The organism is Streptomyces fumanus, assembly GCF_014655295.1.
GTDB classification, from domain to species: Bacteria; Actinomycetota; Actinomycetes; order Streptomycetales; family Streptomycetaceae; genus Streptomyces; species Streptomyces fumanus.
The window spans coordinates 527,819-543,019 of sequence record NZ_BNBI01000001.1; the positions used below are offsets into that span (position 1 = coordinate 527,819).

General features: G+C 70.1%; 11 protein-coding genes and 3 pseudogenes. 9 read left to right on the forward strand and 5 right to left on the reverse strand.

Features of this window, described 5'->3' with window-relative positions; genetic code table 11:
* Both IE316_RS02235 and IE316_RS02240 read left to right on the forward strand, forming a co-directional pair.
* Positions 1–2,796 carry an FtsX-like permease family protein gene (locus IE316_RS02235; RefSeq protein WP_190202357.1) on the forward strand — a complete coding sequence of 932 codons (2,796 nt, stop codon included), beginning with the start codon at positions 1–3 and terminating at the stop codon, positions 2,794–2,796.
* 46 nt (positions 2,797–2,842) lie between these two features.
* The gene (locus IE316_RS02240; protein ID WP_190202358.1) at positions 2,843–3,808 is read left to right on the forward strand and encodes an ABC transporter ATP-binding protein; all 966 of its coding nucleotides are present in this window, start codon (positions 2,843–2,845) and stop codon (positions 3,806–3,808) included.
* A gap of 43 nt (positions 3,809–3,851) precedes the next feature.
* On the opposite strand, the gene IE316_RS02245 is transcribed toward IE316_RS02240, so the two are convergent.
* The 3 genes from IE316_RS02245 to ettA are packed head-to-tail and all read right to left on the reverse strand — an operon-like array spanning position 3,852 to position 6,601.
* Positions 3,852–4,520 (reverse strand): DUF8185 domain-containing protein, encoded by a 669-nt coding sequence (locus IE316_RS02245; protein WP_190202359.1) that lies wholly within the window; start codon positions 4,518–4,520, stop codon positions 3,852–3,854.
* Positions 4,517–4,930 carry an acyl-CoA thioesterase gene (locus IE316_RS02250; RefSeq protein WP_190202360.1) on the reverse strand — a complete coding sequence of 138 codons (414 nt, stop codon included), beginning with the start codon at positions 4,928–4,930 and terminating at the stop codon, positions 4,517–4,519. Before IE316_RS02250 ends, IE316_RS02245 begins: the two co-directional genes overlap by 4 nt.
* Positions 4,931–4,936: 6 nt before the next feature.
* The gene (ettA, locus tag IE316_RS02255; protein WP_190202361.1) at positions 4,937–6,601 is read right to left on the reverse strand and encodes an energy-dependent translational throttle protein EttA; all 1,665 of its coding nucleotides are present in this window, start codon (positions 6,599–6,601) and stop codon (positions 4,937–4,939) included.
* Between the two features lie 235 nt (positions 6,602–6,836).
* Between ettA and IE316_RS02260 the strand changes: the two genes are divergently transcribed.
* Complete coding sequence (locus IE316_RS02260) at positions 6,837–7,106, forward strand: hypothetical protein (RefSeq protein ID WP_190202362.1); 270 nt, start codon at positions 6,837–6,839, stop codon at positions 7,104–7,106.
* A gap of 49 nt (positions 7,107–7,155) precedes the next feature.
* On the opposite strand, the pseudogene IE316_RS02265 reads toward IE316_RS02260, so the two are convergent.
* Positions 7,156–7,919 (reverse strand): annotated as a pseudogene (locus tag IE316_RS02265) (GntR family transcriptional regulator).
* 77 nt (positions 7,920–7,996) lie between these two features.
* On the opposite strand from IE316_RS02265, the gene IE316_RS02270 reads away from it, so the two are divergent.
* The 6 genes and pseudogenes from IE316_RS02270 to IE316_RS02295 form a co-directional block, all read left to right on the forward strand.
* On the forward strand, positions 7,997–8,275 hold the full coding sequence (locus IE316_RS02270; RefSeq protein ID WP_190202363.1) for a hypothetical protein: 279 nt from the start codon (positions 7,997–7,999) through the stop codon (positions 8,273–8,275).
* A gap of 581 nt (positions 8,276–8,856) precedes the next feature.
* Entirely contained in the window at positions 8,857–9,132 is a 276-nt protein-coding gene (locus tag IE316_RS02275; RefSeq protein WP_190202364.1) for a hypothetical protein, read from the forward strand.
* A gap of 781 nt (positions 9,133–9,913) precedes the next feature.
* Positions 9,914–10,270 (forward strand): hypothetical protein, encoded by a 357-nt coding sequence (locus IE316_RS02280; RefSeq protein ID WP_190202365.1) that lies wholly within the window; start codon positions 9,914–9,916, stop codon positions 10,268–10,270.
* Positions 10,271–10,733: 463 nt separating this feature from the next.
* Positions 10,734–11,783: an HNH endonuclease signature motif containing protein gene (locus IE316_RS02285; RefSeq protein ID WP_229910153.1), complete on the forward strand. Its 1,050-nt coding sequence runs from the start codon at positions 10,734–10,736 to the stop codon at positions 11,781–11,783.
* A 559-nt stretch (positions 11,784–12,342) separates the two neighbouring features.
* Positions 12,343–13,053 (forward strand): annotated as a pseudogene (locus tag IE316_RS02290) (NUDIX domain-containing protein); the annotation flags it as partial.
* Positions 13,054–13,060: 7 nt separating this feature from the next.
* Positions 13,061–13,372: pseudogene (locus IE316_RS02295) on the forward strand (tyrosine-type recombinase/integrase); the annotation flags it as partial.
* Between the two features lie 195 nt (positions 13,373–13,567).
* Here IE316_RS02295 and IE316_RS02300 read toward each other — a convergent pair.
* The gene (locus IE316_RS02300) at positions 13,568–14,980 is read right to left on the reverse strand and encodes a Cys-Gln thioester bond-forming surface protein (RefSeq protein WP_229910154.1); all 1,413 of its coding nucleotides are present in this window, start codon (positions 14,978–14,980) and stop codon (positions 13,568–13,570) included.
* Positions 14,981–15,201 lie beyond the last annotated feature (221 nt).

Consider the following 15,201-nt stretch of genomic DNA (forward strand, 5'->3'; position numbering starts at 1 on the left):
ATGTCCTCCGCACCGACGCCCCGCCCCTCCGCGCCCCGCGCGCCCCGTACGCCCCCCGTCCCCGCCCCCTGGACGCGCACCCGGCTGCGTACCGCCCCCGGTGCCGCCGCCGCGCTGGCGTTGCTCGTGGCGGTGACCGTGTGTCTGGCCGCCGCGTTCCCGCTGGCGCTGGACCGGTACGCGGACGCGGGGCTGCGCCGCGCGGTGGCGCAGGCGGGGCCGGACCGGACCGGGGTGATGGTGATCGCGCCCCAGCCCGACCTGGCGCTGCCGCCCGGGAAACGGGCCGCCGCGCTGCGGCCGGCCGCGCTGGCCGAGCGGTACCGCGGGACGCTGGCCGCCGTGACCCCGCCGCTCGCCGTGGACCGGGCGCGGTCGACGTACGGGGTGCGGACCACCCGGAGCGTGGTGGCGCCGGACCCCTGGCTGCCCCGGCCGAGCGGACTGCCCGCGCAGGTCGTGCTGGCGACGCCGTACGGACTCGGTGACCACGCCCGGCCGCGCGCCGGCCGGCTGCCCCGGGCGACCGGCCCGGTGACCGCCGCGACCGCCCGCGTGGAGGCGGCCGTCACCGAGGAGACCGCCCGCGCGCTGCGTATCGGGGTCGGCGCGGAGATCCACGTCCCCGGCGTCGAACGCCCCCCGGTGACCGTCCGCGTCACCGGCATCCTCGCCCCGCGCGAACCCGACGGCCCGTACTGGGGAAGCCAGCCGCTGCTGCGCACCCCCGCGCTGACGCCGACGCCGGGCTCGCAGGGCCCGGACGACGACCGGTACTGGGTCGGCGCCCTGCTGCTCGCGCCCGAGGCCGCGCCCGTGCTGCTGGGCACGGCCGGCAATCCGGTGCGGTACTGGCAGTTGGCCCCGGCCGACCGGGTGCTGCGCGCCCGCGCGCTGGACGGCCTGACCTCCGCCGTGGCGTCCCTGGAGTCGGGGCCGGGGCTGCGCGCGGTGCGGTCGGCGACCGACCCGGCCGCCGATGTGAGCACCGACCTCGACGAGGTGTTCGCCGCGTACGCCGAACTACGGGACGGGATCGGCCCGCTGGTCGCCGTCGCCGCGGCCGGTACCGGCACGGTTGCCGGGGTCGTGCTGCTGATGACGGGCGGGCTCGCCGCCGACCGGCGCCGCGCCGAACTGGCCCTGCTGCGGGCCCGGGGCGCCTCTCTGCGCGGCCTGGCCCGGCGGCTGGCGGCCGAGACGGCGGTCGTCGCGCTGCCCGCCGCCGCCCTGGGCCTGGCCGGCGCCCTGCTCGCGCTCCCCGGCGGCCGGCCCGGGCCCGCCCTCGCGGCGGCCGCCGCGGTCACCGCCGCGGCCTGCGCCGCGCTGCCGCTGCGGGCCGCCGCCGCGCACCGGACGGTACGCGCCCACGATCCCCGCCGGGACACGGTGGCGGTCCGTCCGTCCCGGCGCCGTACGGTCGCGGAGCTGGCGCTGGTGGTCCTCGCGCTCGGCGCGGTCGAGGGGCTGCGCCGGCGGGGCGCGGCGGAGGGCGCCGGGGACCTGGTGTCCGCCGCGCCGGTCCTGGTCGGGCTGGTGGCGGCGCTGGTGCTGGTCCGGCTGTACCCGCTGCCGCTGCGGGCGCTGGCCCGCCCGGCCGGCCGGTTGCGCGGCGCGGTCGCCCACCTCTCGCTGGCCCGCGCGGGCCGTACGTCCGCCTCGGCGGTGCTGCCGCTGCTGGCCCTGGTGACCGCGTTCACCACCGCCGCGTTCGGCGGTTCGGTGCTGGCCGGGGTGGAGGGCACCCGGGACCGGGCGGCGCTGCTCACCGTGGGCGCCGACGCCCGCGTCGAGGCGACCGGCGCGCTGCCGTCCGGCCTGCCCGACCGGATGCGCCGCGCACCGGGCGTACGGGACCTCACCGCGGTGAGCCTCGCCTACCAGTCCGTACCGCAGGACGGCGCGGGCACGCTCCCGGTGGCCGGCGTGGACCCCGCCGCCTACGCGGCCCTCGCCGCCCGTACCGGCCTGGGCGGCTTTCCCCCGGACGACCTGGCCCGTGACCGGGCGGACGGCGCGGTGCTGCCCGCCCTGGCCTCCCCGGCCGTCGCCGAGCGGTTCGGCACCGCGCGGCCGTTCGCGCTGCGTCTGGAGGACGGCAGCTCCGTCACCGTCCGCGTCGTCCTGGTCCGGGACCGCACCCCGGCCGTCACCGGCGCCGACTTCCTGGTTGTGGACCGCTCCGCGCTGTCCGCCGAGGCGGCCCGCCCGACCGCCCTGCTGCTGACCGGCGCCGGCATCGACGCGGACGCGCTGCGCCGGGCGGCGGGCGGCTCCGGCGCGGGCTCCCGCACGCTGTCCGTACTGCTGCGGTCCCAGGAGCGCGCCCGGTACGTCGAGTCGCCCCTGCAGACCGGCGCCGAACGCCTCTACGCGGCGGCGGTCGCGGCCGGCGCCGGGTACGCCGTCGTCGCGCTGCTGCTGTCGCTGCTGCGGGCCGCCCCGGAGCGCGCCGCGCTGCTCGCCCGGCTGCGCACCATGGGCCTCACCCGTGCCCAGGGCCGCCGCCTGCTGGTCCTGGAGTCCCTGCCGCCGGCCCTGCTCGCCGCGGCGGGCGGCGTGCTGACCGGGTGGGCGACCGTCCGGCTGCTCGCCCCCGGCATCGACCTGACCACGATCGCCCTGGCCTCGGCCGCGTCCCCGGTGGGCGAGGCGGAGCTGCGTACGGACCCGTGGTCGCTGGCGGTGCCGACGGCCGCCGTCCTGGCGGTGGCGGTGGGCGCGGCGGCCGTCCAGGCGTGGTGGTCGGGCCGCCGCGGATCGGTACGGGAGCTGCGGGCGGGGGACGCGCGGTGACCCGTATCCCAGCGCCCACGGACAACAGCCGGACAGGGAGAGACGGATGACGACGGACCCCACCCTCGCCGATCTGGCCGATCGCGCCTCCGCCGCCCGCGACCGCCCCGCCTACGGCCATGACGCGCTGATCGCCTGCGACCGGCTGGTCCGGATCTTCACCGCCGACGGCGTCGAGGTGCAGGCCCTGCAAGGTCTCGACCTGCTGGTCCGCGAGGGCGAGCTGATGGCCCTGGTCGGTGCCTCGGGCAGCGGCAAGTCCACGCTGATGAACATCCTCGCGGGCCTGGACACCCCCACGGCGGGCGCGGCACGGGTCGCGGGCCGGGATCTGCTGGCGCTGTCCGCGAAGGACCGGCTCGTCTACCGCCGCGAGGTCGTCGGCTTCGTCTGGCAGCAGACCGCCCGCAATCTGCTGCCGTATCTCACGGCCGCGCAGAACGTCGCCCTGCCGATGCAGTTGGCCGGGGTCCGCGGCCGCCGGCCGGGCCGCCGGGCGCGGGCCGAACACGCCCGGGAACTGCTGGAACTGCTGGGCGTCGCCGACTGCCGGGACCGCCGCCCGGAGCAGATGTCCGGCGGTCAGCAGCAGCGCGTCGCCATCGCCGTGGCGCTGGCCTGCGGCCCGGCGGTGCTGCTCGCCGACGAACCCACCGGCGAACTCGACTCCCACACCGCCGAGCAGGTCTTCGCCGCGTTCCGCACGGTGAACGAGCGCCTCGGCACCACCGTCGTCATCGTCACCCACGACCAGGCGGTGGCCGGCCAGGTCCGCCGCACGGTCGCCATCCGCGACGGCCGCACCTCCACGGAGGTACTGCGCCGCAGCGAGGTCGACGCCGCGACCGGGCACGAGCGGGTGGTCGCCCGCGAGTACGCCATGCTCGACCGGGCCGGCCGCCTCCAGTTGCCCGCCGACTACCTCCGGGCCCTGGACATGCGCGACCGCGTGGCCCTGGAACTGGAGCCCGACCACATCGCCGTCCGCCCGGACGACAGCGAACGGGACTGAGCCGGCGCCCGGTACGGGCACGAGTGGCAGGGGCGGGCCCCGCTCAGGCCACGCTGATGCCGAGCGCCCCGGTGCCCGCCCGGCGGACGGCGACCGAGCCGTACGGGGTGCGCAGCCGCAGCCAGGCGCCCGAGGAGACCAGGCCGAGACCGTGCTCGCCGCGCAGGAAGCCCAGCGACTGGGCGGCGTGCACGGCCCGTACCGGCAGCGCGGTGCCGGCGACCGTGCGCGACCATATGTCCCGGCCGATCCGGTCCAGCTCGGCCCGGGTCCGCCGCTCCGGCGCCAACTCGGCGGTACGGGACCGGAATTCGGCGACCCCGGCGGTGACCAGGGCGCGCAGGGCGGGCAGGGGCGGCAGCCCCGGTTCGGGCCGCCAGTTGCCGCGCGGGGGCAGCACACCGGCCCAGGGCGGGCCGGTCACCGCGCCGGGCACGGCACAGGTCGCCGCCGTCTCCTGGACCGACTCCAGCAGCTCACCGGCGGACACGGTGACGTCGAGGGTGGCGTCGAGCCCGTCCTCGTACGGCTTGGCGAGCCGTACCGCGCGGATGGTCAGCACCTCGAAGGCCGGCGGCCGGCCGAAGACGGCGAGCGCGGTGCCGACGGCCTGGAGCCGCACCGCGGCCGAACGGTCGTAGTGGAGGAGCCGGGAGAGGAAGGCCGCGAGGTCCGCCGCCTCCCCCTCGTCGACGAGGGGGAGCACCGTCATGCGGCGACGGCCTCCTCCTCGCGGTCGTCCCGGTACTCCTCCAGGAACTCCCGTTCCGCCGCGGTGATCCGGCGGGGCCGCTGTGCCTCGAAGTCGAAGGGCACTATCACCGTGGAGGCGCGGACGTAGATCTGGTCGCCGTCCTTCACCTCGTAGGCGAGGGTGAAGGAAGCGGCCCGTATCTCCGTGACCCACAGCTCGATGTCCACCGGCGCGTGCCGGTGGACGAGCTGCCGCTTGTAGTCGATCTCGTGGCGGGCCACCACCGACCCCTGCTGGAAGTCCTTGTCCGGGCGGAAGAGGAAGTCGATCCGGGCTTCCTCCAGGTAGCGCAGGAAGACCACGTTGTTGACGTGTCCGTACGCGTCCATGTCCGCCCAGCGCAGTGGGCAGCGGTAGATGTGCCGCAAGATCGATCAGCCCCGGGTCAGCTTCTTGTAGGTGGCGCGGTGCGGGCGGGCGGCGTCCGCGCCGAGCCGCTCGATCTTGTTCTTCTCGTAGGACTCGAAGTTGCCCTCGAACCAGAACCACTTGCTCTCGCCCTCGTAGGCGAGGATGTGCGTGGCGACCCGGTCGAGGAACCACCGGTCGTGGGAGACGACCACGGCGCAGCCGGGGAACTCCAGCAGCGCGTTCTCCAGGCTGCTGAGGGTCTCCACGTCGAGGTCGTTGGTCGGCTCGTCGAGGAGCAGCAGGTTGCCGCCCTGCTTGAGGGTGAGCGCGAGGTTCAGCCGGTTGCGCTCACCGCCGGAGAGCACCCCGGCCGGCTTCTGCTGGTCCGGCCCCTTGAACCCGAACGCCGACACGTACGCGCGGGACGGCATCTCGACCTGGCCCACGTTGATGTAGTCCAGCTCGTCGCTGACGACGGCCCACAGCGTCTTCTTGGGGTCGATGTTCTCGCGGCTCTGGTCGACGTAGGAGATCTTGACGGTGTCGCCGACCTTGATGGTGCCGGAGTCGGGCTGCTCCAGGCCCTGGATCATCTTGAACAGCGTGGTCTTGCCGGCGCCGTTCGGGCCGATGACGCCGACGATCCCGTTCCGCGGCAGCGTGAAGGAGAGGTCGTCGATGAGCAGCTTGTCACCGAAGCCCTTGGTGAGGTTGTTGACCTCGACGACGACGTTGCCCAGGCGGGGGCCCGGCGGGATCTGGATCTCCTCGAAGTCCAGCTTCCGCATCTTGTCGGCCTCGGCGGCCATCTCCTCGTACCGGGCGAGCCGGGCCTTGGACTTGGCCTGCCGTCCCTTGGCGTTGGAGCGAACCCATTCGAGCTCCTCCTTCAGCCGCTTCTGCCGCTTGGCGTCCTTCTGGCCCTCGACCTTGAGCCGGGCGGCCTTGGTCTCCAGGTACTTGGAGTAGTTGCCCTCGTAGCCGTGCAGCCGGCCGCGGTCGACCTCGCAGATCCACCCGGCCACGTTGTCCAGGAAGTACCGGTCGTGGGTCACGGCCACGACGGTGCCCTCGTACTTGGCGAGGTGCTGCTCCAGCCAGTTCACCGACTCGGCGTCGAGGTGGTTCGTCGGCTCGTCGAGCAGCAGCAGGTCGGGGGCCTCCAGCAGCAGCTTGCACAGCGCCACGCGACGCTTCTCACCACCGGAGAGGTTGACCACGGGCCAGTCGCCGGGCGGGCAGCCCAGCGCGTCCATGGCCTGTTCGAGCTGGGCGTCGAGGTCCCACGCGTTGGCGTGGTCCAGCTCCTCCTGGAGCTTGCCCATCTCCTCCAGCAGCGCGTCGGAGTAGTCGGTGGCCATCAGCTCGGCGATCTCGTTGAACCGGTCGAGCTTGCCCTTGATCTCGGCGACACCCTCCTGGACGTTCTCCAGGACGGTCTTCTCCTCGTTGAGCGGGGGCTCCTGGAGCAGGATGCCGACGGTGTAGCCGGGCGACAGGAACGCGTCCCCGTTCGACGGCTGCTCCAGCCCGGCCATGATCTTCAGCACGGTCGACTTACCGGCACCGTTCGGGCCGACGACGCCGATCTTCGCCCCCGGCAGGAAGTTCAGAGTGACGTCATCGAGGATCACCTTGTCGCCGTGCGCCTTACGCGCCTTGCGCATGGTGTAAATGAACTCAGCCAAGAGAAACCGTCCGGCAGCTTAATCAGGCAGTGGGCAGATACACCCCATCTTGCCGCACCGCCACCCCTGGGAGGAAATACGTTCCCGGTGGGGGCGCTGACCTGGGGTTTTCCTGTGAGCGGCGGTTGCTCGTCCGTCGGTGACGGTCGTCGCCGGTCAGCCTCGGTCCCCCTTGGACGGCCCAGGGACGGCCCGGGAACGATCAAACGGGTGGCGTGTCTGCCATCCTGCCGCCATGACAGCGACAGACACGCACGACGCCCTGCGGCGCCTGCTCAACGAGTGGGACCCGCTCGGCGTGGCCGACGATGTGCAGGACGAGTACGACTGCCTCATCGTCCCGATCCTCACCCTCCTGAGAAGCGGCGCCGACCGGACCAAGCTGCACGACTTCCTGGACACCGAGCTGACCGAACACTTCGGCCTGGGCAGCCCCTACCACGTACCGGGAATGGCGGATCGCCTCACAACCTGGTGGACGTCGACCGACGCGCAGGAAGTCTGAGAGCGACCGATCCGACGCAGGCTGACCACGGCTGTTGCGGCTGCGTCGGCTACCGGTTGATCGGAATTTCGTAGACGATCTCGCAGTGAGCGGCGGGCACGATGATGTCCGCCGTCTCGACCGGCCGTCCCTGGTCGCTGTAGTAGGTCCGCCGGATGTGCGTGACGAGCGCGGCCTTCTGAATCCCGAGCAGCGACGCCTCCTCGGCGGTCGCCTGCCTGGGCTCCGGCTGCTCGACGGCATGGCTGACGGTGATCCCGATGGCGGCCATCCGGTTCACGACACCCGCCCCGGCGTGCGGCCCGCCCTCGGGAAGAACGACGAGCGTGCCGGCGGTGAGTTCGTACGGCTCCCAGCTCGTGGAGAGCTGCACGGGCCTGCCGTCGGCCAGGAACTCGTACGACGTACGGACGCACAGGGCGCCTTCGTCGATGCCGAGCCGTGCCGCGATGTCCGCCGGGGCCGGCACCTTGGCGTCGGTCCGGCTCTCCCAGTCACCCTGCTTGCCGAGGGCCTTCATGTCGGCGCGGAACGGCGACCCGGTGGGACGCTCACGCGCCGACGACCGAACGATCCGCACATCCGCACCCGCTGACGGGGCTCGGCGACATAGGTCCCCGATCCGGCCCGCCCCTCCAGCACGCCTTGCGAGATCAGCAGCTCCTGCGCCCTGCGGACGACGTTCTCGCCCACGCCGTACTCCTGGCCGATCTGAGCGCGTGACGGCAGGCGGTCTCCCGGCTCCCACACGCGCTCCGTGATCCGCCGCCGGAGCTCGTCGGCGATGCGGAGATAAGGCGGCTGCTCAGGCATGTGGAAAATCTAGTCCACTAGCTCTAATCTAGTTAACTAGCTTCACTGAAAGTGATCACTGGTGACGGAGGCTGCCTGTGCCCGCTTCGCAAGTGAGCGCGGCGGCCATCGCCGCCCGACTGTCCGCCGCCGGACTCCCCACGCGCATGGAGGAACACGCCCGCTTCACCACGATCGAAGCGGAGGTGCCGGAAGCACTCTCCGCCGAGTCATGGAGGGAAGCCCTGGAAGCGGTGGCCGAGGCCGACCGCTTCGGCCTCCTCGCTACCAGCCTCGGCGACCGCACCTTATGGGCGGTCGTACACAAAGCGGTCCCCTCGACGGACGACGCCGGGGAACCGGCTCATCAGCACTAGGAGCTGATCCAGCGTGCTCGAACACATCCGTCACGCCATCTCCCTCATCAGGACCCGACACTCACCCAAGGGCAAGCACCGTCGCCCGCGGGCACCCTTGTTCCCCCCGGCCAGCCCGGCCCCCCGCGCACCCGTAGATGATCAAACCCTCACCCTGACGGCCCCCGTCCGTACACGCCATCAGCACTTACTCAGAGGCGAGGACGTTGCCTTGGTCCGGCCGTACGTCCTGGCTCAGGAACATGCCAGTCGAGCGCACCCGTCGATCGTCATCGCACCTCACGTGCCGGCCGACGCCCGGACCGCTCTTCTGGGGCCCCGCTGATGACCTCCCGACATCACAGGCACCACTTGGACGCGACGCCTGCCCCCTACCGCTCCGTCGCGTGCCAGATCGGAAGACACCTGGCGTGCTCGGAGTCCTCTCCGGCCTCGGCACCGGTGGATGTCCCCGTGATCTACGAAGCCTGCGACTGCCCGTGCCACTCGGCACCGGCGCCCACAGGCGGGCCACCGAACGACGGCACCCCCGGAGACCCGCCGACACCCACCACCCCGATCACCGAAAGGCGGACCAGCGGATGACGCCACAGGACCAGCTCAGGCTCCTGCCGTGGGCAGGACCGGAAGGTGAGCCCTGCTACCTGAGCACAGACAACGACGTCAGCTTGGTGTCCCGCCTCGCCGACCGCATCGAGGCGGAGCAACTCGCAATGGCCGCTGATCTCCTGGAAGAGGCCCGGGAGACACTCGACGACGACCCCGACACCGAAGAGGACTTGTTCCTCCTCGCCGCCCAGTTGGCAGGCGCCCTGCGAGACGTACTGCGCGTAGCAACCAGCCGCGGGTGCCGCTGACACTGCCTGCACATCTCTTCCGCCGGCCACCCATTCAGTACGGCCACAACTGATCACGCGCGGCCGTGACCTGCGGCCGCCTTATCGATCAACGCGGTGACCTGCTGCTGAGCTGTCGGTAGCTGTCGACGTTGGTCAATGCTGAGCGCCCTTCCACAGTCGACGAGGGCCCGGGAGGGCGCTCGTGTGTGAGCACCGCATCGGGGAGAGGCTAGGGGATTTCGCGCCTGAACTGCGGCTTCGCCGGCCAAGGCAACGGGCGGCTACTCGACCATGGGGACCGACGTTGACCGCGGCTGACCCCTGCATCTGGCACGTTGGTGGCACGAACCTCAGCCGACGACAGCCAGCCACGACGGTGGGTGCGCTGACTAGCCAGGCACGCGTGTGCCTCGCTGCACCCCCACCGGCCTCCACCACGCTGCCACTGCTGTCGACCAGAGCAAGCCACGACGGCCGGCACGTGCTGACGGTGCTTGAGCTCTCAGCTTGGGAAGCTGCGATCATTTGTGGCCAGACCGATCGCTGACCTGGGCTAATGACTGCGATGCAGCTTCCTCGGGCCTGGTTGCGTCACCGTGGTTCCCTGCTGTTCTCCGCTCAATCTGGTGCGCTTGTGGTGCGGTGCCCATCGGGGCGCCTCGGCGAGCAGCCCTACGCCTTCGTCACTGCGGCCTTGAGGGTGACCAAGCTGCCTGCTCAGCTGCTTCAGCGCCTGTTGCTTGTTCGGTTCCGAGGCCAACCAGTACCCAAGGCCGCAACCGCACTTTAGGGTCCGGGCATGAAGTTGACGTTGACATTGATGACCGTGGCCGGCGGGCTCCTCCCGCTGATTGCCATCGTCTGGGGCGGACTGGCCCTCCGGGCGGACTACCGAAGGTTGGTCAACGAATTGGAAGCTATTGATCGCGTCATCGAGGCTCCGGAGGGTACCTATGAGTCATCCGAGGCGCAGAGCGCAGCCATGTATGCCATCCGGCAACCAGCTTTCAATTTCGGTCGCCTCACCTACACGTACGAGTGGGCTCAGCGGCTGGTCTGGGAGCAAGCAATGAACGATCTCCGCGGGCCGACGTGGCTTGCCGTCGCCGGACTTTTACTTGCGACGGTGGCCGGAGCCTGGTCAGTCTGGGTTTGAAGCTGCGGTTGGGCCAGCCACACTCCCGCAACCTGAAGAACTGGAGGGGTGGTGTCCTTGCATCATGATCATCGCCGCCGCGCACGCCGCCCTCCTCGATACGGACTGGAAGCTGGGCCGGTAACAGCAGCCTCCGAGTCCGCAGCAGAAAGGTCCTCCTGCGGTCCAGGAGTCGCTCTCGTAGCCGGGGTGCCGCGACCGCCCGGTACTTACTGTGCTGCCCTGCTCGATCGGGCTGCTGGTGCACGGCCGCCTTGTGATCCGTAGCTCTACGCCTGGGCTGTCTCTGAAGACGTCCCGTCTGCTGTCGTTGCAGAGCAGCGGCTAGCGCCCACGAACGCCCGAGCTGCCCGAACCACATTTCGGTGATCCTGAGACGGCAACCTCCTGCACTGCCATACTTCCACTGGTGCCAATGGGGGCTTCCCCGCTTGGCCGCAGTGCATGAAGTCCAGGGGGACCATTGTCGATCAACGTACTCAATCGCAAGCTCCTATGGGGCCGCGCTGGAAATAGATGCGCCTTTCCTGCATGCAGCCAGACTTTGACAGCAGATTTAGGGACGGAAGAGTCTGAGCTTCTAGCAACAGTTGGCGTAGTAATGGGGGAGGAAGCGCACATAAGGTCAGCGCGACCAGATGGCCCGCGTTACGATGCAGAATACGATGACAGCAAGTTGGACTCGTATGAAAATCTACTACTCCTGTGTCCAACCCATCACACGCTAATTGACAAAAATAGTGGCGCTGGTTTCTCGGTCGCGAAACTGGAAGAGATGAAGGCGTCTCACGAACGGCTTGTGACGGAAAGTTTAGGGACGGGTGAAGAGTCGCAACGTGAAGTATCGGAAAGAATGGCTGCACTCCTTTTGGTCTGGGAGCAGAAGATGAAACTCGACCAGTGGGAACTCGTGACAGCCCGGCTGAATCAGCCGATACCCATCCTTGACGATGCAAGCTACTCCCAGATGATCGCCGCCGGGGCTTGGCTCCTCAAAATGCGGTGGCCCAACCGCTTCCCTCGTACCGAACAGGCGTTTCGAAACCTGCATCACGTCACGGCGGATCTGTTGAACCATCTTCAGAACTGCATGGAGTCAAGGAATGAAGACGCCTGGAGGCTTCGGCGTGAATACAAAAATATCGGTTGGGACCCTGACGCGTACAAGATTCTCTTCGCAGAGTTTCAGGTGGAACGATTCTATCTGTATGTACTTGTAATTGAAGCCACAAAGGCAATCAATTGGGTTATTACCGAAGCGGCCAACGAGGTCGACATGTTCTATCGTTTCGATCAAGGTCTAGTTCTCATGCGGGATGGCGACGGCATATTCAAGACCTGGATGCTACGTCTGGAATATGAGTCTGACGAACTGGCCGGTGAGAATCCCGCGCCACATCCCGGCAAGAACGCGATTGTCGAATTCCTCAAGGAGCACATCTCCAGGGATGCGCATTACTTCGAGGGGTACAACCTTGCGGCGCTTGTTCGAGAGGTCAAAGCAGCGCTCTAGCACTTGAACGCCGTCCAGCCCACCACTCACCTCAGCTCCCATCCCGTCCGCCGTCGACCCACACTCCGTGGAGCGGGCGTGGTCCATGGCGTCCAGGTGGAGCGCGCCACTGTACGAACGACCTGGACGCCATGGGCCGCGTCTGCTCGGCTTCGCCTGGGTCGACGGTGGACGGGATGGGAGCTCCCCGCGCACGCCACCCACGGACCCGCAGCCAGCGACGGCGCCCCCTCCATCCCGGTGCCGGCCGATCCCCCGCCGGAGGCATTGTTCTGACCTGGACCGCGCATGCGGTGATCGACTCGTGGCCTCCGGTCCTATCCACATGTGGGCGCGCGTCGGCGCAGCGCGGGCGGAGCGAGCCGGAGGCAGGAGCGGCGCCTGCGGCGGAGCCGGGAGCGCGCCCGGCGGAGCGGAGCGCAGCCGGCTTGATGAAGTAGGGAAAGTTCTACCGCGCTCATGCCGGGTGTCGTCGGCGGGTGATGCCTACTCACGTGAGTAGGCACGTGGCTAGGCTTGGGTCGGATACTCGACACGACGGCAGGAGAGTGCTCAGCGGATGGGACCGAAGTCGGAGCCGGTCTACCGCACGATTCGTGAGTGGATCGCTACGGGCAAGTACTCGCCAGGTTCCAAGCTCCCGTCTGAGCGGACTCTGTCGGAGGAGCTGGAGATCGGCCGGACGGCCCTGCGTCAGGTGCTGGCCAAACTCGTTGCTGAGGGTGTCGTCGAGGTTCACGGTCGTAGCTCCTACCGGGTGCCGGATCGGTCCGTGACGACCGAGGCGCCGGCCGACGTGGAACCGAACCCTGGCAGATCCATGGCGAGCGGACGTTGTACGACAACCGCTGGGTGAAGCTGAGCCTCGTCGATGTCGAACCGCCCGGGGTCGAGCGCTTCGAGCACCATGTCGTCAGGCTTCACCATGTGGCCATCGCCGCGGTCATTGACGATCAAGACCGGGTGCTCATGATGTGGCGGTACCGCTTCGTCCCCGATGCCTTCGGCTGGGAGCTGCCCGGCGGCATCGTCGATGAGGGCGAGGAGCCTCTTCAGACCGCCATGCGAGAAGTCGAGGAAGAGACCGGGTGGCGGCCGAACGCCCTGGAGCATGTCGTCACGTACCAGCCCATGGTCGGTATGGGTCGACTCGCCGCATGAGATCTTCGTCGGGCATGGAGCCAAGCTCATCGGGGAGCCGACCGATCTGGAAGAGGCCGGGCATATCGCCTGGGTGCCTCTGGCCGACATCCCCGGGTTGATGGCACGGCGAGGTCGCTCTCGCGTCCGCCGGCATCATCCCGGTCCCTGAGAAGGGCAAGCGGTACGCCGCCGCGCGGGAACACGGGATGCACGCCTTGCGGCACTTCTACGCCTCGGTCCTCCTGGACGCCGGGGAGAGCATCAAGGCCCTGAGTCTGTACCTCGGCCACAGCGACCCGGGGTTCACCCTCCGGGTCTACACGCACCTCATGCCGTCCAGCGAGACCCGGACGCGAAAAGCCATCTCCGCGATGTACCGGGCCGCCGGTCGCACTCACGACGGCCCAGAGACGCCGCACGGCCCAGAGACGGCCCACGCCGCCTGACACGGCCCCTCATCGGCAGGAAACCGCTGGTGAGGGGCCTTTTCATGCCCTCTCGTGGCAAGTAACACCCCATCTTGCCGCACCGCCACCCCTGGGAGGAAATACGTTCCCGGTGGGGGCGCTGACCTGGGGTTTCGTGGTCGGGCCCGGGGCGTGTGCGGGGTGGGTCGGCCGCAGGTGCGTCGAGGTGCGGGGTCAGTTTTCCGTCGTGGGGTTCCTGCGGCGGAGGACGTACAGGGTGGTGCCGCCGACCGTGAGGAGGGTCAGGGCCGTGGCGGTGAGGAACGGGGTCAGGTCGGAGGTGCCGGTCTCGGCGAGGTTGGCTTCCGAGGCGGTGCCGCCGGCCGTGAGGGGGGTGGGCTCGGTCACCGTCTGGGTGGTGACGTCGGCGAGGGTGTCGGACTCGGTGCGGCAGTCCAGGATGCCGGTGAAGCGGTGCGCGGAGCCGTCGGGGCCGTGGACCGTGAGGTCGTAGGGCTGGTCCTCCTGGAGCGGGACGGCGATCGTCCGGGTCTCGCCGGGCGCGAGGCGGTGGCCGGAGCCGAGGAGGTCGAAGGCGAACGTCTCGTCGCCCGCGTTGCCGGCGGTGATGTCCAGGCTGCCCTCGGCGCAGTTCTTCGCCGCGGACAGCGCGGGTATCGGTCCCTGGTCCGCCCAGGTCGCGCCGGCCGTCGCGGAGACCGTCGACTCGCTGGAGCCGGCCAGGATCTGGGTCTGGCTGCGGCTCTCGGAGGCGAAGGCCCGGCCGACCGGTACCGTCGTCGACGCCTGGACGGTCAGCGCCGCCGTCCCGGCCGGGGCGTCCTCGGGCACGTCGAAGTAGATCCGGCCGCCGTCGGTGACGTCCGTGACCTCTTCACCCTTGCGGTCGACGATCCGCACCCCGCTGGTGGCGGCGTCGGCCGGCGGGCTCACCGTGGCCCGGCCGGCGTTGGTGCGTACCGTGACCGGGCCGATCCGCTCCCCGGGGTGGCCGGAGAGGGAGGACGGGTCGAGGGTGAGCGACGCGGCGGGCTCGGCCACCGGGCGGGCGTTCTTCTCCAGGTAGTCCGCGAGCCGCTCGGCCCCCGGGTCGACGGCCGTCACGTCGGCGTGGTCGGAGTAGCGCCAGATGGCCACCTGCGTCCCGGCCGCCGCGTCCTGCCGGGTGAGGCCGTCCTTCACGCCCGCCTTCTTGGCGAGCGCCGCGAGATCGTCGACCTGCGGGTAGGAGTTGCGCAGGATCCAGCGGACGCGGCCCGCGTCCTTGTTGGTGCCCAGCGAGGTGCCGCTCCAGGGCGTCTCCTGGTACTTGGCGTCCTTCTGGGTGGGGTTGAGGACGTCGACGCAGTAGGTCTGCAGCATGCCGCCGCCCTCGACCGACATCTCGAACAGGCCGGCCGGCACCTCCCGGTCCCCGTCGTCGCCGTGGAGCACCGCGCCGCCGTAGGTCTTCAGGCCGTCCATGGTGGCCGTCGCCCCGCCCGGTCTCTGTCCCGTGCCCTCGGCGGCGGCCCGGCCCGCGCCGGACATCACCATGGTGGCGGCGAGCGTCGACACCAGCGTCGCGGCGGCGAGACGCGCCGCTCCTCGTCCGGGCACGGTCAGGTCTGAGAGGACAGCGAGCACCAAATTCCCTTTCGAGCAGGACCTGTTGATGTGGGGGGCACGGTCCCACCAGCAGAATCAGCGGCCCCACGGGGCCTGTTCGGCATCCTAAGGATGTGGCGCGCCGCCCCCTTTCCCCGGGCGTGGTCCGAACACCGATCCGACTCGGAATCGTTATCGCCGGATCGGTCGCGCGCAGGGCTTATCGACAAATCTCCGGGGATCTTGCGGGATCAACAGCG

What these genes read in the sequence shown, in the direction of transcription:
- IE316_RS02260 (WP_190202362.1), top strand. Translation starts at nt 6,837, where the DNA reads ATGACAGCGACAGACACGCACGACGCCCTGCGGCGCCTGCTCAACGAG.
- IE316_RS02275 (WP_190202364.1), top strand. Translation starts at nt 8,857, where the DNA reads ATGACGCCACAGGACCAGCTCAGGCTCCTGCCGTGGGCAGGACCGGAA.
- IE316_RS02235 (WP_190202357.1), top strand. Translation starts at nt 1, where the DNA reads ATGTCCTCCGCACCGACGCCCCGCCCCTCCGCGCCCCGCGCGCCCCGT.
- IE316_RS02245 (WP_190202359.1), bottom strand. Translation starts at nt 4,520, where the DNA reads ATGACGGTGCTCCCCCTCGTCGACGAGGGGGAGGCGGCGGACCTCGCG.
- IE316_RS02280 (WP_190202365.1), top strand. Translation starts at nt 9,914, where the DNA reads ATGAAGTTGACGTTGACATTGATGACCGTGGCCGGCGGGCTCCTCCCG.
- IE316_RS02240 (WP_190202358.1), top strand. Translation starts at nt 2,843, where the DNA reads ATGACGACGGACCCCACCCTCGCCGATCTGGCCGATCGCGCCTCCGCC.